This window comes from Mucilaginibacter rubeus (assembly GCF_003286415.2).
Classification (GTDB): domain Bacteria; phylum Bacteroidota; class Bacteroidia; order Sphingobacteriales; family Sphingobacteriaceae; genus Mucilaginibacter; species Mucilaginibacter rubeus_A.
Map to the genome: position 1 here is coordinate 3,340,693 of NZ_CP043450.1, position 18,984 is coordinate 3,359,676.

The window sequence follows — 18,984 nt, forward strand, 5'->3', positions numbered from 1 at the left end:
TGTAATTGCATTAATGGCTTTAATAAAAAATAAACAGCGCAATTTTCAACGCAAACGTTTGAAAAATGGCCATAGTTATCTTTTAAGTGGCATTAATTGAACAGCAGGCATTTATGGCTTGTGTCGCCATCTCCTAAAAATAAAGACAAACATCACCTCAGGAGCCTTTATTTGTTCAAAACCTTGATTGCAGGCAGACGCATTTATCATCAAAACAGATGAATCCTAACGCGGTAACGCCAATATTCAAATCTCCCCTATAACAGTTGAACAAGGTTTATAAATTAGCGGTCGGCAACGCAAAAGGTTACGCAAACGTTTGCAATCGAGGCCTAAACAGCTATAATTTGATAATAATCGCTTAACTTTAACTATACAAAACAACGTTAGCCCATAATTAATGCAAACAAAGCCAACTACTATAAAAGAAATAGCGCAAATATTAGGCATCTCTGTGTCTACAGTTTCAAGGGCCTTGCATGACCATCCCAGCATAGGGCTAACCACAAGGGCGAAAGTTAAAAAACTGGCCGGCGAACTCAATTACGAGCCCAATCAAACAGCCATCTTTTTGCAAAAAGGCAAAACTCTAACTATAGGAGTTATTTTACCAGAACTTTCGGAAGCATTCTTTTCATCGGCTATAAGTGCCATTGAAGATACCGCTTATAAAAAGAACTATACGGTATTGCTAGCGCAATCACACGATGACGAGCAAAAAGAAAAGCAACTGGTTGAAAAAATGAAAAATCACCGGGTTGATGGTTTATTGGTATCGGTTGGAAAAAATACATCCTCCTACCAGCATTTCGAAAATTTAAAAAAGTATAATATCCCGGTTGTTTATTTCGACAGGATCCCATCTATTCCCAACATCCATTATGTGGCCTGCAATATGGAGATTGGCACCATTGAAGCCGTCAGTTATCTTTTGAAAAAAGGCCACCGCGCCATTGGTATGATCAACGGGCCACAAACCATGGTAGCCACCGGCGAGCGTAAAGAGGGCTACATCAAAGCCATGACTAAAAACAGGCTCAAGTATGATCCATCGCTTATAGTTTCCTGCGATTTGACCGAAGAAGGCACCAAAAAAGCTTTGGATGAACTGTTGGCCAGCAAACGCAAACCAACCGCCATTGTAACCTTTAATGATTACGTGGCGCTTTTTGCCATTAAGCATGCGGTCAAATTAAATATCAAGGTCAATAAAGATCTGGAATTTGTAAGCTACGCCAATTTACCACTCATCAACTATATGGAGAATATTCCAGCAGCTTCGGTTGAGCAATTTCCTTATTTACAGGGACAAAAGGCAACTGATATCCTCATGGACCTGCTGCATCACCAGGGCACAGGCGGCAACGAACCGAGCGCCTTTTATAAGGTGATCATTGAATCGCAGCTGGTCGAAAACAAAAAACAAGACTAAATAAAAAACACTCAAACGTTTGCGCATGGCTATCGCTTTTCAATTAGCTATGTTTGAATAGTTAACAGCTATAATATGTTTAATGATATCCTTATAAATTTTGGATTAAACGTTTCTGAATATAATATTAAGCCCTTTGGTTCGGGCTTAATAAATCATACTTATAAAATAAATAATGCTAACCAGGCATTTATCCTGCAGCAAATCAACGATTCGGTTTTTAAACACCCGGATCATATTGATAATAACCTTGCGCTAATCAAGCAATACCTTGACGAAACTAATCCGGGCTATTTGTTTGTTGCACCGTTAAAAAGCAAAACCGGAAAATCTATCATTCAATCTGCCGACGGCAAATTCTATCGCCTGTTTCCGTTCATTGAAGGATCGCATACGGTAAACTTTTTACAGGATACAAAAGAAGCCTACAGTGCCGCAGTGCAGTTTGGCAGGTTTACGCGTCTTTTAAACCATTTTGATATCAACAAGCTTGAATATACCCTTACAGATTTCCATAACTTGAAACTGCGGTTTAAGCAATTTGAACAAGGTTTACAAACAGCAGCTGATGAAAAACTAAAACAAGCTGCTGGCGAAATAGAGAAAGCACGTACTTATATTGACATATTGCATACCTATAATCAGTTTACTGCAAACAGTGAAATTAAACTGCGCGTAATACATCACGACACCAAAATAAACAATGTGTTGTTTGACGATAAACAAAACGCGCTTTGCCTTGTCGATCTTGACACCGTGATGCCGGGTTATTATTTAAGCGATGTTGGCGATATGATGCGCACCTATCTCTCCCCTGCCAATGAAGAAGAAAAAGACCTTGATCAGATCATCATCAGGACTGATTTTTTCAGGGCGATATACAAGGGATACATGAGCGAAATGGGTACCATCCTTACCGAAACCGAGAAACAGTACTTCATTTTTTCGGGCAAGATGATGATCTATATGCAGGGGCTTCGCTTTTTAACCGACTTTTTAAATAACGATATTTATTACGGCGCGCAATACGAAGGGCATAATTTAGTCAGGGCTAAAAACCAGTTCAAATTGCTTGAAGGTTATACTAATGCCGAACCTCAATTTAAAGAAATAATTGCCGGAGTTGATAAAGAATTACTGGCTACTACCGATGGCATTTAGCGCTTAGGTAACCATGCCGACCGATATAATGTTACCAACAAACCTTGCACAACCCTCGCTAAATTCATACTTTCGACGCCCATATCAGCAAGCACCGGTATAGGTCAACGCGTTGAGAGCAGGATTTATGAAAGTAATTATAGCCGAAAAACCATCTGTAGCCAGGGATATCGCCAAAGTTTTTGGGGCAACTACCAAAAAGGATGGCTATATCGAAGGTAAAGGGTTTACCTTTACCTGGGCTTTCGGTCACCTGTTACAGCTGGCCGCCCCGCAGGAATACGGCTATTACGGATGGAGTGTTCAGCACCTGCCCATGCTGCCACCCAAATTTAAACTGTCTATCCGCAAGGTAAAAACCAAGGATGGCGTGGTAGATGACCCATCGGTAAAAAAGCAACTTGATACCATCCAAAAGCTATTTGATGAAGCCAGCGAAATCATTGTGGCGACGGATGCCGGGCGCGAGGGAGAGCTTATCTTCCGTTATATTTACTACTACTTAAAGTGTAAAAAACCATTCAAAAGGCTTTGGATCTCATCACAAACAGATGAGGCTATCAAAGAGGGTTTCCGCAACCTGAAACCGGGAAGCGATTATGATACACTGTTCAATTCGGCCCATTGCCGTTCTCAATCAGATTGGTTAGTGGGTATGAATGCCACGCAAGCCTTGAGCCTTTCGTCGGGCATTCGTGGTGCCGTGCTTTCATTGGGCCGGGTACAAACCCCTACCCTTGCCATGATCTGTTCGCGGTACCTCGAAAACAAAAACTTTGTTCCCGAAACATTTTACCAGGTAAGTATCCACCCGGATAAAGACGGACAGGTATTTAAAGCCATATCGGCCGAAAATTATAAAACAAAGGAAGAAGCGCAGGCCGTACTCGACCAGGTTCAGGATGTTGACGGTGGTTTTCCACAGGGTGGCCATATTTTACAGGTAGAAGCCAAACCACGTAAAGAACCACCTCCTTTATTGCACGATTTGAGCAGCCTGCAACAGGAAGCCAATAAGCGCAAAGGTTTTACTGCCGATCAAACGCTTAACATCCTCCAAAACTTATATGAAAACAAGCTGGTTACGTATCCCCGTACCGGCAGCCGCTATATAGGTGATGATGTATTTGCAGGTGTGCCTGCGCTGATTGAAAAACTGGAACAGCATCCGCTTTTTGGCAAACAAGCTACCGCTTTAGGCAGCGCTACACTTAACAAACGAAGTGTAAACGCAAAAAAAGTAACGGATCACCACGCAGTACTCACAACCGGCGAAAACCCGCATCAACTTTCTGCTGATCAGCAGGCTGTTTATGATATGGTAGCCGGTCGTATGCTCGAAGCTTTTCACCAGGATTGCATTAAGGAGGTGACCAAGATTGTTGTACAATCGGGCGCGAAATTCAATGCCAGCGGAACGGTGATCCATACTGCCGGATGGAGGTCTGTATTTAACGATAAAGAAGACGATAAAAAAGACGAAGAGAACGCTACCTTACCTAAAGTTACCCAAGGCGAAAATCTGCCGATAACAGCCAAAGCTTTACTTGAAAAACAAACCAAACCCAGGCCCTTATATAACGAAGCCACGCTGCTTAAAGCACTAGAAACAGCAGGCAAAGAGATTGATGACGAAGAGCTACGCTATGCCATGAAGGATAGCGGCTTGGGAACTCCTGCGACAAGGGCTTCCATCATCGAAACGCTGATTAAGCGCAATTATATCATCAGGGAAAAGAAAAACCTGGTGCCCACAACTACAGGCATCGCTGTTTACGAAGTAGTAAAAAATCAACAAATAGCCCAGGCCGAACTTACAGGAAATTGGGAAAAGCGCCTCGAGGAGATCCGTTCAGGAGCTTCAGTTACTGATTTTCAGAATGAGATTAAAACCTATACCCGCGCCATTACTTCTGAACTACTGGCGCAAGGTAAATCATTAAAAATCCCGGCTGCGCAAACAACCGGGGTTAAGGCTTAATAAAAAATGTTATTGCGAGCGAAGCGCGGCAATCGCACGGAAGCATGTTCGCCCTGTATAGCATGCGATTGCCGCGCTTCGCTCAATGACATGGTTTTTACAACCCTTTAGTAGTATTCCAATCAACAACGCCAACTTTTTTCGCCCATCCCAGATATTCCACTTCCAGCGCTTTAACTTTATCTGGATACTTACCGGCAAGGTTGTTTATCTCCGACCGGTCGGCTTCCAGATCATATAATTCCCAGGGCTCACCAATCTCAGCGACTAATTTCCAGTGGCCTTTTCTTATGGCCCTGCTGCCCTCATGTTCCCAAAACAAAGTTTCATTGCCTGTGTAAGGCTTCCTATTAAAGGCATCAACTAAACTGATACCCGCCAAAGATGTTAGTTGCCGGTTTTTGAATTGAGTTGGATACGATATGCCGGCAAGTTCAAGGCAGGTAGGCATCAGGTCAATCAAATGACCCGGACTATCATTGGAGCTCCCGGCCTTTATGTGCCCGGGATACCAGGCTATAAGCGGTGTCGCTATGCCTCCTTCGTGCGTGTTGCGTTTGAATAACTTAAACGGTGTATTGCTTACGTTTGCCCAGGGGATCTCATAACTGTCGATTGAATTTACAGAACCCGGCGAGCCATTTTTTTGAATTACGGTCGATAAGCTTTTAACCTCATCGGCGCTGCCGCCATTGTCTGACGCAAACAGGACAATGGTATTTTTATCTTTTCCCAATTGCTTCAGTTTGCTCATGATCTCACCAATACAGGCATCCATGCGGTAAACCATGGCAGCGTAAATGGCCATACGGGTATCCCATTTATCTTTGTCTTCGGGAGATAGTGAATCCCAGTCCGGCGCGCGTTTATCCCTGGCCGATAGTTGCCATTGTTTTTTGATGATACCTGCCGCAAGCTGTTTTTCATAGCGCTGTTTCCGTAACACATCCCAGCCTTTAAAGTATTGGCCTTTAAACTTCGCTATATCTTCGGGCAGCGCCTGTATAGGCCAGTGCGGGGCATTATAAGCTACATACATAAAAAAAGGCTTTTGCTGATCTTTGATCTCATCTAATGATTTAATCGCGAAATCAGTAATAGCCTGCGTCAGGTATTTCGAGGTATCACTTCGGGTGATCTCCCTGTCATTCAGCATAAAGGTGATCTTGCTGCCATCATTATACAACGGCGCCGAATTAAAATAACTGCTGCCGTTATTCAGCATGGTAAATGATTTATCAAACCCGCGGTTGTAGGCTAAGGCAGATTGCTGCAGCCCCACATGCCATTTGCCGGATACTATGGTATTATAACCGGCTTCATCTTTCAGCAACTCGGCAATGGTGGCGCTATGATCATTTAAATAGCCCTGGTAAGCTGGCGAGCCTTTATATTTCACCATGTCGCCAACACCGGCCTGGTGCGGATACAAACCGGTTAACAACGCCGCCCGCGAGGGGCAGCACCTGCCAGCATTATAAAACTGCGTCATCTTCAGGCCTTCGCGGGCAAGTCTGTCAATATTAGGTGTGCTGATCTCTGAGCCGAAACAGCCAATATCAGAAAAGCCCATATCGTCGGCCAGAATGATGACGATATTGGGCTTTTGTTTAGGGGCCTGCGCAAATGCAGGCCCCATGTAAAATATAGCGATAAGTAAGTAGCTGATTTTTTTAAGCATGGCTATGTTTATTTGCCGCTTGCCGCCAAACCGGTTTTGGCTTGTTCGGCAACTGCTTCAATTTGTGTGGTTGATGAAAAGCCCTGCTTTTTCCAAACTTCCTTGCCGTTTTTATACAATACCAGCGTTGGCAGTACATTCACTTTTAGCTCTTTGGCTAAGTTGGTATTGTCATAAACCTCAATACTTATTACTTTGGGCGTAAAAGCGGTATTGGCCTTTAGCGAATCAAGTACCGGTACCAGTTTTTTGCAGGCCCCGCAATACCTCGACCCAAAATCAACCAATACTAAAGATGATGATGCCGCCAGTTCATTAAACTGGGCTTTTGACAGCGACACACCTTTTTTTGTTGTTGAAATGATAGGATACCCCGAACCTATCCAGTTGGCCAAACCACCCGGCAATTCCTCAACATCCTTGAAGCCTTTAGCCCGCAACTCGCGTGAAAGTACTGTGCTGCGGCCATTTGCTATCGAGTAAACAAAAGTTGGCTTTTCCTTGCTCAAGCCATCCAGTTTTTGCTGATAATCTGCAGCTTTGGCATCAACATTTACGGCACCTTTAATATGGTTCTGCGCAAACTCTTCTGCCGAACGCGCATCCAGGATCTGCGGCTCTTTTGCTTGTTTCAATTTAGCCGCAAAGGCTTCAAGCGATAATAAAACCGGCGACTGCGCTTTTACCTCGCCAATAAAAACCACCAGTAAGGCAAGCAATGCAATTTTTAAGCTTTTCATAATTAGTTGTTATTTTCAAGTTTATGGATCCTTTTATTGTTGATATCGTCCCTGTCAATAAAGGGATAGATATGGTTCTTTTTAGCTTCGGCATCAAACAGGTCTTTAAGCTCTTTCAGCTTCTCAGGATATTTTTTGGCGAGGTCTACACGCTCGTTAAAATCCTCGTTAAGGTTGTAAAGCTTCCAAACATCCTTATCGTAATCGCGTTCAGGGATGGTTTTCTCTTTCGGGAAGTTCAGCAAGTCAACATTATCCGGGCGGTGCGCTGCTTCAGCTTTCCAGCCATCTTTGTAAATAGACCTCGAAGTAAAAATGTAATAGTATTGCTGGGTGTGCAATGTTTTAGCCTGAGCGTTGTTGAACGAGCTAAAGAATGATTTGCCCTGTAAAGTATCCTGCTTAATTCCTTTAACATACTCCGGTAATTTTAAACCCGCCGCCTCAATAGTGGTTGGGAACACATCAGATACGTGACTGTACTGGGTACGAATACCTCCTTTTTCGGTAATGAGTTTTGGATAATAAACAATGAGCGGGTTATGGGTACCACCTTCAGCGTCAGCGTCTGATTTCCAATATTTAAACGGCGTATTGGCTGCCTGTGCCCAACCTAAAGGATAATTGGTTGAAGCTTCGGGTGTGCCGATGGTTTCGTAATCGCTTTCGTTCTTTTTTATGTAATCTGCCTCAAGTGTTGTTGCTGCCGAGTTTTTTGGATCGATAACACCATGAACCGTTCCTTCCTTACTGGCCCCATTATCCCCTATCATCACAAAAACCAAAGTATTATCAAACTGACCGGAAGCTTTCAGGTAACTGATCACACGGCCTACCTGGTGGTCAATGTAGGTCAAATAACCTGCATAAACTTCCATGAACCGGGCATACAATTTCTTCTGATCGGCAGGCAAACTATTCCAGGCCTGGATACGCTCATTACGTTCCGGTAATTTAGCGTAAGCGGGAATGTAGCCGGCCTTTTTCTGGTTTTCAAAAACCTTTTGGCGGTAAACGTCCCAGCCCTCGTCAAATTTGCCTTTGTACAGGTCGCTCCACTCATGGCTAACCTGGTGTGGCGCGTGGGTAGCTCCGGGTGCATAGTATAAAAAGAATGGCTGATCTGGTGCTGCTTTATGTGCTGCATCAATATAGGCAATAGCCTTATCGGTGATCTGCTCGTTCAGGTTGCGGCCATCAGGTTTGATATGAAAATTATCCTCTACCAAATGCGGCGGGTTGTATTGATCCGTAGCCGACTCCAGGAATCCGAAATGATGGTCGAAACCCTTACCGGTTGGCCAGCGGTCAAACGGACCTACAGCGGTAGTATCCTCATCAGGCGTTACCCCCCATTTACCAACCGCATAAGTACTGTAGCCATTTGCGCGTAAAGCCTCGGCAATGGTACCTTTATCTGGCGGAATGCGGCCATCATAGCCCGGAAAACCAGCAGCAGTTGACGCATGGGCAAAATTACCCATGTGCACATAATGGTGATTGCGCCCGGTAAGTAATGATGAGCGGGTTGGCGCGCAAATACCTGCTGTATGGAAGTTGACATAGCGCAAGCCATTATTGGCCAGCGTATCAAAATTAGGCGTGCTGATCAAGCCACCAAAAGTTCCTGATGCACCAAAACCTACGTCGTCCAGCAAAATCCAGACAATGTTAGGCGCGCCTTTCGGCGCTTTAAGCGGTTTATTCCACCACTCCTTTGATTCGGCAAGGGTTTTACCTTCCACGCCTTTGTAATTTGCAGGGTCTATAGGCGCTATATTAGCTGGGGTTACCTTTACCTGCGGCAATTGCGCAAAAGCGGGCGCGCTCATTGCTACGGCTATTGCCGATAAGGCGACAATACGTTGATAAACGGATTTCATGATTGTAAATGGTTAATTGGTTACTTTTTATAGTTTTTGTGGATACGCTGGTGATACACATCATACCAGTCGATAAATGGATATAGATTATTCTTTTGAGCCTGCGCGTCAAAAACAGCTTTAAGCTCCTTTAATTTTTCAGGATATTTTTTAGCGAGATCAATGCGCTCGTTAAAATCCTCGTTCAGGTTATATAATTCCCAGGTATCCTCATCAAAGCTTTTATCAGGCACGTTTTGTCCCACTTTGAAGTCGCCCAATTCTACATTATCCGGGTGATGCGCGGCTTCTGCCTTCCAGCCATCACTATAAATCGACCTCGAACCAAAAATGTAATAGTGCTGCAAAACATGCTTTGATTTTGCCTCGGGATGGTCAAATGAATATACTAATGAAGTGCCCTGCAGTGTATCCTGCTTAATGCCCCTGATATATTCGGGCAGTTTGATACCGGTGTACTCAAGTGTAGTAGGCAATACATCAATCACATGGCCGTACTGGGTACGGATAGTTCCCTTATCTTTGATGCCTTTTGGATAATAAACAATTAGTGGGTTACGCGTACCACCTTCAGAGTTGGCGTCCTGTTTCCAGTATTTAAATGGTGTATTAGCAGCTTGCGCCCATCCAAGCGGATAGTTGGTGCTTGCCTGCGGCGTGCCGATATCGGTGATATCCTCAATATTGGTTTTCAGGTAAGCATCTTCTGCAACCAATTTAGGCGAATTCTTTTTAGGGTTGATAACACCATGAACCGTCCCTTCTTTACTGGCCCCGTTATCTCCAATAATCACAAATACCAGCGTATTATCCAGCTGACCGCTTTGTTTCAGGTGATTGATAAGCCTGCCAACTTCATGATCCGTATAGGTTAAATATCCTGCATAAACTTCCATGAAACGGGCATACAGTTTTTTCTCGGCATCGGGCAGCGATTTCCAGGCGGGGATGCGTGTGTTACGTTCAGGCAATTTGGCATATGCCGGAATAATACCCAGCTTTTTTTGTCTTGCGATAACCTTTTCCCTGAAATCGTCCCAGCCGCTGTCAAACTGGCCTTTATATAAATCGCTCCATTCAGTAGCTACCTGGTGAGGTGAGTGGGTAGCACCCGGCGCGTAGTATAAAAAGAACGGTTTATCAGGCGCTACTTTATGCTGGCGCGTAAGGTAAAAGATAGCTTTATCGGTAATCTGGTCGGTAAGGTGGCGGCCATCCGGTGTTACATGGGCGTTGTCCTCCACCAGGTCGGGTTTATACTGATCGGTTGCCGATCCTAAAAACCCAAAGAAATGATCAAAGCCCTTACCCGTTGGCCAGCGGTCAAACGGGCCAGCATCGGTAGCATCCTCATCTGGCGTAAGGCCATATTTACCCACGGCAAAGGTGTTATAACCATTCTCACGTAAGATCTCAGCTATGGTTCCCTTATCAGATGGAATGCGCCCGTCATATCCCGGGAAACCGGCCGACATGCTCACGTGCGAAAACCCACCTTCGTGAACGTAATGATGGTTACGCCCGGTTAATAAGGCCGAACGCGTTGGCGCACAAATACCCGCCGTGTGGAAATTGGTGTAACGCAGGCCGTTATTGGCCAGCGTATCAAAATTAGGAGTTTTGATGATGCCGCCGAAGGTGCTTGTAGCGCCAAAGCCTACGTCATCTAAAATGATCCATAATACGTTTGGTGCACCGGCGGGTGCTTTATGAGGCTCGGGCCACCACTCCTTCGACTCATCAAGCGTTTTACCCACCGTGCCACCAAATGCCGGTGCCTGTCCGTTTTGTGCTTTGGCTGTAAATGTTGCAAACAAGCCAAGCGACAGGACTAATGTTATTTTCTTTGCTTTCATTGGTAAATAATTTATTCGGCGTAACTGGAGCGGAATTTCACGCCCCAGCGGCCATTTTCTTTGGTTAAAATGTATAATGATTCATAATTCCCTATCAGGCTGCCATCTGCCCGGAAGCGCGAAAAGCGGGTATCAACGTGCACCTTATCTGCCGATGCCTGTACAATATTGCGGTGGTCCCACTGGCTGTGATCCCAGCCTGCCTTTTGCAATTCGCCGAATACTTTGGCCGAGTCGCGCAGACCGGCCTTTTCCAACACCGACATCTTACCGCCGGCCAGCCTGTAATGCGGAAACTGGTAAGTATCTTCCCATCCTTTCAGATCTTTGGCGTTAAAAGTGGCCATGTATTCGTCAAGCACCTGCAGTACCGCCGCACTCACCCGTGGATCGATACCATGCGAACCGTTTTCTGTGGCGGCAGTTTGAGCCGATATCTTACTGGTTAGGGCGACCAGGATGAGCAGGAACATTGCTATCTTTTTCATAATTTATCGGTTTTAAATTTTTTGCTCCCCTCTTGAGAGGGGGTGCGAAGACCTTGCGTTGGGAGGGGTGTGTTTTACGAGCGATAAGCCGCTTGTAGAATAACACACCCCTCCCCCCTCTCAAGAGGGGAATCGCACAGGTCCTTGCCCGCATTCTTTTTAAAAGCTATTTCTATTACTTGTTTATTGCCAGCCCGGATTTTGGGTTAGCTTGCCGTTACTGTTATCAATTTCCTGTTGTGGTATCGGGAACAGGTAAAACTTACCCTTAGCCCCTTTGCTCACATTGGTTTTACCCACTTTAAGTAGACTGGTCTCCAGGATACCGTTACCGGAAGCATCCCGCTCGCGGATCAGGTCAAACCAGCGTTGGTACTCAAATACAAACTCCAGCCTGCGCTCCAGGTAAACCGCGTCACGGAATGATGACTGGTCAAGACCTGCAAGATCAGCAAGCCCCGCGCGCCTCCTTACCCTGTTAACAGAAGTATAGGCTTTAGCTGTTGGACCGTTCAGTTCATTCTCTGCTTCGGCATGGATCAGCAATACTTCCGAGAAACGGATGATAGGCACATTTGCTCCTGATTCGGCTTCGTTAGCGGCGACACTTGGATCATAGTATTTATTAAAAAATGGGATTGAATCATTAGCAATGGTAGCATCGTTCAACTTGCCATACCACAGGTTGGTTGTAGGGCTTTGAAAACGGGTTACAAAGCTTACCCGCTTGCGCTTGTCATTGGCCGGGTACAGCTTATAAATACTGAAAAACTTATCTACACCGTTTGGCTTGGTAGCATCAGGCACCGAATAAAACACCACCTGATCGGCATAACTGCCCACCATACCGGGGATGCCGTTCAGTATTGATCGTGGCGCCTGGTTGTTACCCTGCCCCTGCGAATTTGATTTAAACTGCGCCGAAAAAATATGTTCTTTACCATTTTCAGATGCAGGCAAAAATACATCAGCATAGTTAGCAAACAGATCGTACCCATAGGGGCCGTTGATCACCGCCTCGGCTTGCGCCACAGCTTTATCCCACTTACGCTCAGTAAGGTAAACTTTAGCCAGTAAGGAATATGCCGCTCCGGCTGTAGCCCTGCCGACATCTGCACCGGTATAGTTATTAGGCAAATCAGTTGCAGCACTGGTTAAATCGGTTTCTATCTGCGTGTAAACTGTTGCCGCGGCTGTTCTTGGCACTTGCAGATCAGACAGGTTGATAGACGTTTGATCGTGAAGCACAAGCGGTACATCGCCATACAAACGCACCAGGTTAAAGTAGTAAAGCGCCCTTAAAAACTTGGCTTCGGCGACCAAGCGCTTATTTAAGGTAGCATCAAACTTAATATCAGGAATGGTGTCAATGGCGATATTGGCTTTTTTTATGGCCGCGTAATGTTGCTGCCAGATCTGCAAAATGCGCAAACCGGTTGCCGAATGCCCTAATACCGCCTGTGAGCGTACGTCGGCGTTGGTAGCGCCGGGGCCGGGGCCTTCATCATCAGCCATAAAATTCATACCGGTGTTAAAAAGTGTATTATATGGAGTTTGTACTGAATTAGCACCTGCATTGAGCAGGGAATAAGCCGCCGTAACAGCAGATACTGCGTCGGCCTGGGTTTTGTAAAACTGGCTCGCCGGAATGAATGACCGTGGATCTTCATTGAGTTTGGCACACGAGGCGGCACCAAAAGCAATCAACAAAACCAGGTATTTAATATTTTTCGTTTTCATGTTAAAAAAATCAAAGGTTATCGGCTACAGGGTTACGCCTATACCCACAATAAATGATTTGTTATTAGGATATGCTCCGTTATCAACTCCCGATGTAATGGCCGATTGCTCGTTACTGCTCACCTCCGGATCGTAGCCGGTGTATTTAGTCCAGGTAGCAAGGTTTTGCGCGTTTACATAAACCCTAACCTTTTTAATTGGCGACCGTGACAGAACAGATTGCGGGAAAGTGTAACCTAAGCTCAGGCTTTTGAGGCGCAGGTACGAACCGTTTTCGACAAACCTGTCGGATATGGTAGGTGCCGGATCCTGGTATGCGCTGTGCACATCGGTATTGGTGTTGGTTGGTGTCCAACGGTTAAGCAAAGTAGTGGTAGCATTGGTATAACCTGTGCCCAACTCCAGTACAGCTCTTTGCTGGTTATAGATCTTATTGCCATAAGAACCTTGCAGGAATACGCTCAGATCAACGCCTTTGTATGAGAACGTGTTGGTGATACCGCCGGTAAATTTAGGCTGCGAATTACCAAGGATCACCCTATCTGCCGCCTGTGTAATTTTACCGTCGCCATTGATATCCTGGTAGTTCTGGCCTCCGGGCTGTGTATTAGCTGCCGGGGTAAGTACCGGGCCGCCAGCCTGTATAAGCCCATTGGTTTTATAACCGATGAATGAACCTATAGGCTCGCCAACTTTAATAATAGATGGTAGTGACGAATCGGGAATGAACTGGTTAACGCCGTTACCGCCAAGGCTTAATACTTTGTTACGGTTTACAGCAAAAACCAGGTTGGTATTCCAAACAAAACCGCCCGTAAGGTTGTGTGAGTTAATACCAATCTCAAAGCCTTTGTTTTGCACCGACCCTACGTTTTCATACTGCTGTGGGTTGGTGATGGCGGTATTGGTAATGATAGTTAAACCGCTTGTAGCAGGTAGCGGCAAGTAAAGCAGCAGGTTGGTAGTTTTCTTATAATAGATATCTGCCGTAATACTAATCCTGTCTTTAAACAAGCCCAAATCAAAACCAAAATCATACTGACTTGTCTTTTCCCAGGTTAGGTTAGGGTTATAAAGACTGTTTGGCGCAAAACCGGCAACTGTTGAGTTTCCAAAATTGTAGCGATAATAGCCCAATTGCGAATAAGACTGGTAAGCCGGGATATCGCTGTTACCGGTTTGTCCGGCGCTTAGGCGTAATTTCAACTGGCTTATAGCGGTTACGTTTTTCAGGAAGTCTTCGCTCGAGGCGTTCCAGGCCACAGCGGCAGAAGGGAATGAAGCCCATTGATGACCGGGAGCAAATTTTGATGAACCATCGGCACGCAGGGTTAAGGTTAACAAGTATTTGCTGTTAAAGCCATAGTTTATCCTGCCTAAATATGATTTTAGCGCCCATATATTGGATGACGTAGACGGCGCTATGGCAAAACCACTGCCTGATATAGAAGTAACACTCCCCGAACCCAGGTTATTAAAAGTATCATAATCGCTCACAAAACCCGATGAGCCATTAATAGAACCTTCGGCTTTAAACTGCTGCTGGGTAAAACCCGCCAGTACATTCAATGAGTGCTTGCCAAACTTTTTATTGTAGGTAAGCGTGTTTTCATTAAGCCAGTTAAAGGAGTTAAGGGTGCCTACTTCGCCAAGGCCTGAGTAGCCCGAACCTTCATACACTGTAGAAGGCAGGTAGCGGTTTTGTTTATTGTCGATGATATCGATACCGGCCAATACCCTTGCGGTAAGGTTTTCGGTGATCTTGTAATCACCTGCAATGTTACCCAAAATACGGCTTGTGGTAGTTGTGTTGGTTTGATTATACAGCGTATTAATAGGGTTGCCATACGTACCCTCAAATATATTTTTCACAAAGAACGAGCCATCACTATTATAAACCGGGGTGGTCGGTGTCATCAATAAGATGGCGGGTACCACACCTTGAGGCGCTATTTGTGCGGTAGTGCGGCTACCTGTAATAAATGAGGAGATCTTAAACTTATCGTTATAATCATGCTCCACATTTACACGACCGGCATAGCGCTCAAAATTGGTATTTTGCAGAATACCGTCCTGTTTAAAATAGTTACCGGAAAACGCCAGTCGGGTACGCTCTGTGCCTGAAAATATAGAAAGGCTATGATTTTGCGAAGTTCCCTTGCGGAAGGCGGCATCCTGCCAGTCGGTATTGGCATTGTAAGGATTAAGCTGTGCTTCGGTTTGGGCCGTTTTACCACTGTTCACCAAAGCATCATTACGTAAGGCTTCCCACTGCGGGGTGTTAAGCAATGATAAGGTTTTGATCACTTCCTGTTTACCGTAGCTGCCATCATAATTGATAGATGAAACACCTGCTTTGCCTTTTTTAGTAGTAATGATGATTACGCCGTTTGCACCACGCGTACCATAAATTGCCGTAGCCGATGCATCTTTTAGCACTTCGATACTTTCAATGTCCGAAGTATTGATAGATGCCAGCGGATTGATCTTAGGCCCGTTGGTTACACCCGCATCCGTAAGCGAATTGCTGTTTGAAGTCGGGAAACCATCTATCACATACAATGGCTCGGCAACAGCGTTAATTGAGTTTACACCGCGCACCTGTACAGTTACGCCTGCACCGGGTTGCCCGGTAGCCTGAGTAACCTGGATACCCGAAACAGAGCCCTGCAAGGCCCTGTCAAGCGAGGGAACCGGCTGCTTTAATGCAAGCGCGGGTACAGACGCCACCGACCCGGTAATATCTTTACGTTTCTGCGTACCGTAGCCTACTACAACAACCTGGTTCAGCTGTGTCTGGGCATCTTTCAGTTTAATTTCAACCGGACTGCCATCGGCAATAAATTCCTTTTTTTCGTAACCGGTGAAGGTGATAATGAGCTTATACGGAAACTTCTGACCGGTAACAAAACTGAATTTACCTTCAATATCCGTTGAAACTACGTGTGTAGTGCCTTGAATTTTAACCACAGCGCCAGGCAATGGCTCGCGGGTTGCGCTATCTATTACACGACCAACCAAATGTGAGTTGATGGTAGGCTGGGTTTGCTGCGCGATGGTCAACAGTGGAAACCCGATAAGCAACAGGAATGGGATTAATAAAAGTTTTTTCATGTCGACAGGTTTTTAAAAGATGAAAAACCGGACGACTGATCAGCAACCGCGTTAAACGGCATATATAATTGCTGCGGATGAAAAGCATCCTCAATTATTTGCAGCGTAAACGATGCTGCCGGCAAGGTAAAGGGCAAAACATAGCCCCTCGCCTCGTTTGCAATATTTTGCATAGATTTGAATAGTTAAAATGACACCATTGAAACAGGCTCAACGCCAATCGATCCCTGTTTCGTTGTTTTAATGACCGGGGAAAAGCATCGCTTTTCCCTTATTTGTTTATGTACCTGTTCTTATTATTTCATAGTCCTTTCTTTATTATGCCCATTTTGGCAGGCAGATCAATTACTTAATTCGGGGTATTATTTTAGTTGCTCACACAGCGGAAACCAAGGTGCTCCATACCGCTGTCTTCAGTAGTTTTCATACGGCGGGATACGCGGTAACCGGAACAATAACTGTCGTTACACAGAAATGACCCTCCGCGCACTACCCGTTTTATAGCATAAGGTTCATCGGGATCATACGATTTTGAAGCCCCCTTTGGGTTTTTAACCCCTGCAGGGTTGCTCACCGTTTTATAATAGCTGTTGTTATACAAATCGGCGCACCATTCCCATACGTTACCGGCCATATCATATAAGCCATAACCATTGGGCGCAAATGAACTCACCGGTGCTAAATAGTAATAGTGATCTCGCTGGGTATTTTTATAGGGGAAACTTCCCTCCCAGGTATTTGCTTTCGGCTGGCCTTCATTCACTTTTTCGTTGCCCCAGGGATAGATCTTATCTTCCAGTCCTCCCCTTGCAGCCCGTTCCCATTCGGCTTCGGTTGGCAAGCGTTTGCCGGCCCACTTGCTGTAAGCTACGGCATCGAACCAAGAAACCTGTACTACCGGATAATTATCTTTACCGTTAATATTGCTGCCCGATCCGTGGGGGTGTTTCCAGTTAGCTCCGGTTTTCCATTCCCACCACTGGCTATAATCGTTCAGGTTAACCTGGTGATCTGCCGGTACAAACACCAATGATGCCGGTACCAGTAAACTATCGGCAGGTTTTTCGGTGCCCGGGGGCATTTGCTTTTTGAGCTCGTTCCAGTCGGGTTTGCGTTCGGCAGTGGTGATATAACCTGTAGCCTTTACAAATTTTTCGAACTGAGCATTGGTAACCTCGGTTTTATCTATCCAGAAACCATCAACGGTTACATCATGCTTGGGATATTCGTCAGGTTCGGCCTGCTGGTTATCCGCTCCCATCCTAAAAGTTCCGGCCGGTACCCATACCATCCCCGCATGGTTGGCATGGGTATTACCGGTATCAGGTAAACTAAGCGCCGCACCGCTTAGTCCTGCCGCTTTAAACCTGTTGGGAATATTCGATTCGCAGCAAAGTTTCTTTTTAGTACCGGGAACCGTGGCTACCGCAATACTCGCCACAGGTTTCGCCGGTTGTTTGCATGAAAAAAGCAATGCAGTACTAAAAAGTATAAGTACAATCTTTTTCATTACGCTTTTACAGGCTGTAATTGAAATGATGCATCAACTTGTTCAGTTCCGGGTTGAACCGTAACATCAGGCCTGTATAATTGATGAGGCTGCAAAGGCACATCGTCCTTAACCATTGGGCCGTCGGCAGCAAGCTCGCTACCTGGCACTTTTGATTTAAATAAAGGCCAAGCCAGCTGTGCATACCACTGGTCGCCTTCGTAATGTGAAATGCCATATGCTTTAGGGTACTGGCGCGAGATATGAGCTGTGCCGAAAATGATATCCCACCAAAAAAACATGTTGCCGAAGTTTCCTTTGTAGTAGCCTACCCCGTCATCGGTAGTGGCCGCGTGATGCGCGTGGTGCGTGGCCGGGGTTGATATGGTACGTTCCAGGATCCAGGCCAGCGGATGTAATATTTTATACTGATAAAATGGCTTATCCCACGGAATACTTGAATGTGCCAATGTTGTAATGGTTCCTTTAATACCTTTTACTACAATAGCTGGAATACCCAAACCAAGATAAACCAAGGCCGCTGTTAAATAGGTTTGCGAAAAGAACAATGTGTAAATAATATTTTGCCTGCTGGCCATGGCCATGCCCATATAAGATGCTGAATGGTGTGTACGGTGAAAACGCCATAACCATGGCACCTGGTGGTGCAGACGGTGATACCAGTACTGGGTCAAATCGTCGGCCACGGCTATAATGGCGCATCCCCATAAAAATGGAACCCAATCAAACGTGTTTTTTAAGGTTGGTAATATGGCAGGTAAAACCAACAGGCTATAGTAGGCAACCAGCGGTTTCACCACCAGTTTAGGGATGGTAAAGCAGGCTATATCCACCCACTTTTCGTTTGTATTCCAGCGTTTTTTGTACAAGCCGAACGAAAATTCGAGTACACCTAATACCAATACCAAAACGGAAAAACCGTAACCGTTAAGGTTTTCTATTATTTGTTTTATCTGGTTAATCATTGTCTTGTGAGTTTGAAGTTTTAGTTTTTACTGTGTTTTCTTGTTTGTGCTGATGCCGTTTCTTTTCCCAGGGGCGCTCGCCGGTGATGGCAAAAGTGGCAAACATAAGCACTATTGGTAATATGTACAGCAGCAGGCTCAGCAAGGCGTTTTTTGCTATCTGTACTTTAGTTGCCTGTTCTAACTTCATGATGCGATATTGTTTTGGGGTTGAACAATTTGGGATGTTTTAGCAGGACTTTTTTCCAATAGCTTACGGCCAAGCCATAGCCCACCGAAAATGATGATAAAAGGTATGAGGGTTACTATAACGCCTACCAACACCTTTTTCCCGATCAGGGAAACGTCGTTAATGGTCATAATGAACTTATTAAGTGATTAAATATGCAGGCAGTGCATAGCAATCCGCACAAAGCAGCAATGCCCGTTAAAA

The 18,984-nt window shown here is 45.2% G+C and carries 15 protein-coding genes; 3 read left to right on the top strand and 12 right to left on the bottom strand.

Translation table 11 applies throughout. The features are described 5' to 3' along the window. The first annotated feature begins 400 nt into the window (after positions 1-400). The 3 genes from DEO27_RS13025 (at position 401) to DEO27_RS13035 (ending at position 4,574) form a co-directional block, all read left to right on the top strand. A complete protein-coding gene (locus DEO27_RS13025; RefSeq protein WP_112574235.1) occupies positions 401-1,432 on the top strand; it encodes a LacI family DNA-binding transcriptional regulator in 1,032 nt (343 codons plus the stop codon). A 75-nt stretch (positions 1,433-1,507) separates the two neighbouring features. Next, a complete protein-coding gene (locus tag DEO27_RS13030; protein WP_112574236.1) occupies positions 1,508-2,593 on the top strand; it encodes a phosphotransferase enzyme family protein in 1,086 nt (361 codons plus the stop codon). Positions 2,594-2,720: 127 nt separating this feature from the next. Further along, complete coding sequence (locus DEO27_RS13035) at positions 2,721-4,574, top strand: DNA topoisomerase 3 (protein ID WP_112574237.1); 1,854 nt, start codon at positions 2,721-2,723, stop codon at positions 4,572-4,574. 97 nt (positions 4,575-4,671) lie between these two features. Here the strand turns inward: DEO27_RS13035 and DEO27_RS13040 are convergent, their stop codons facing one another. The 12 genes from DEO27_RS13040 to DEO27_RS31420 all read right to left on the bottom strand — a co-directional run bounded on the left by DEO27_RS13040 (position 4,672) and on the right by DEO27_RS31420 (position 18,911). Further along, positions 4,672-6,255 carry an arylsulfatase gene (locus DEO27_RS13040; RefSeq protein WP_112574238.1) on the bottom strand — a complete coding sequence of 528 codons (1,584 nt, stop codon included), beginning with the start codon at positions 6,253-6,255 and terminating at the stop codon, positions 4,672-4,674. Positions 6,256-6,263: 8 nt separating this feature from the next. Next, positions 6,264-6,995, bottom strand: a complete 732-nt coding sequence (locus DEO27_RS13045; protein WP_112574239.1) for a thioredoxin domain-containing protein — start codon at positions 6,993-6,995, stop codon at positions 6,264-6,266. Between the two features lie 2 nt (positions 6,996-6,997). After that, the gene (locus tag DEO27_RS13050) at positions 6,998-8,878 is read right to left on the bottom strand and encodes an arylsulfatase (protein ID WP_190295403.1); all 1,881 of its coding nucleotides are present in this window, start codon (positions 8,876-8,878) and stop codon (positions 6,998-7,000) included. A gap of 20 nt (positions 8,879-8,898) precedes the next feature. After that, positions 8,899-10,734, bottom strand: coding sequence for an arylsulfatase (locus DEO27_RS13055; RefSeq protein ID WP_112574240.1), 1,836 nt, complete (start codon positions 10,732-10,734; stop codon positions 8,899-8,901). A gap of 11 nt (positions 10,735-10,745) precedes the next feature. Continuing rightward, the gene (locus tag DEO27_RS13060) at positions 10,746-11,222 is read right to left on the bottom strand and encodes a hypothetical protein (RefSeq protein WP_112574241.1); all 477 of its coding nucleotides are present in this window, start codon (positions 11,220-11,222) and stop codon (positions 10,746-10,748) included. A 183-nt stretch (positions 11,223-11,405) separates the two neighbouring features. Next, the gene (locus tag DEO27_RS13065) at positions 11,406-12,962 is read right to left on the bottom strand and encodes a RagB/SusD family nutrient uptake outer membrane protein (RefSeq protein ID WP_112574242.1); all 1,557 of its coding nucleotides are present in this window, start codon (positions 12,960-12,962) and stop codon (positions 11,406-11,408) included. Between the two features lie 24 nt (positions 12,963-12,986). Continuing rightward, positions 12,987-16,076 (bottom strand): SusC/RagA family TonB-linked outer membrane protein, encoded by a 3,090-nt coding sequence (locus DEO27_RS13070; protein ID WP_112574243.1) that lies wholly within the window; start codon positions 16,074-16,076, stop codon positions 12,987-12,989. Then, complete coding sequence (locus DEO27_RS31415; protein ID WP_190295404.1) at positions 16,073-16,249, bottom strand: hypothetical protein; 177 nt, start codon at positions 16,247-16,249, stop codon at positions 16,073-16,075. The genes DEO27_RS13070 and DEO27_RS31415 overlap by 4 nt, the downstream gene beginning before the upstream one ends. Positions 16,250-16,443: 194 nt before the next feature. Then, on the bottom strand, positions 16,444-17,586 hold the full coding sequence (locus tag DEO27_RS13075) for a formylglycine-generating enzyme family protein (RefSeq protein ID WP_112574244.1): 1,143 nt from the start codon (positions 17,584-17,586) through the stop codon (positions 16,444-16,446). Then, positions 17,586-18,551, bottom strand: coding sequence for a sterol desaturase family protein (locus tag DEO27_RS13080; RefSeq protein ID WP_112574245.1), 966 nt, complete (start codon positions 18,549-18,551; stop codon positions 17,586-17,588). The genes DEO27_RS13075 and DEO27_RS13080 overlap by 1 nt, the downstream gene beginning before the upstream one ends. After that, positions 18,544-18,741 carry a hypothetical protein gene (locus DEO27_RS13085; protein WP_112574246.1) on the bottom strand — a complete coding sequence of 66 codons (198 nt, stop codon included), beginning with the start codon at positions 18,739-18,741 and terminating at the stop codon, positions 18,544-18,546. The genes DEO27_RS13080 and DEO27_RS13085 overlap by 8 nt, the downstream gene beginning before the upstream one ends. Continuing rightward, positions 18,738-18,911, bottom strand: a complete 174-nt coding sequence (locus DEO27_RS31420; protein ID WP_190295405.1) for a hypothetical protein — start codon at positions 18,909-18,911, stop codon at positions 18,738-18,740. The genes DEO27_RS13085 and DEO27_RS31420 overlap by 4 nt, the downstream gene beginning before the upstream one ends. Between the last annotated feature and the right edge of the window lie 73 nt (positions 18,912-18,984).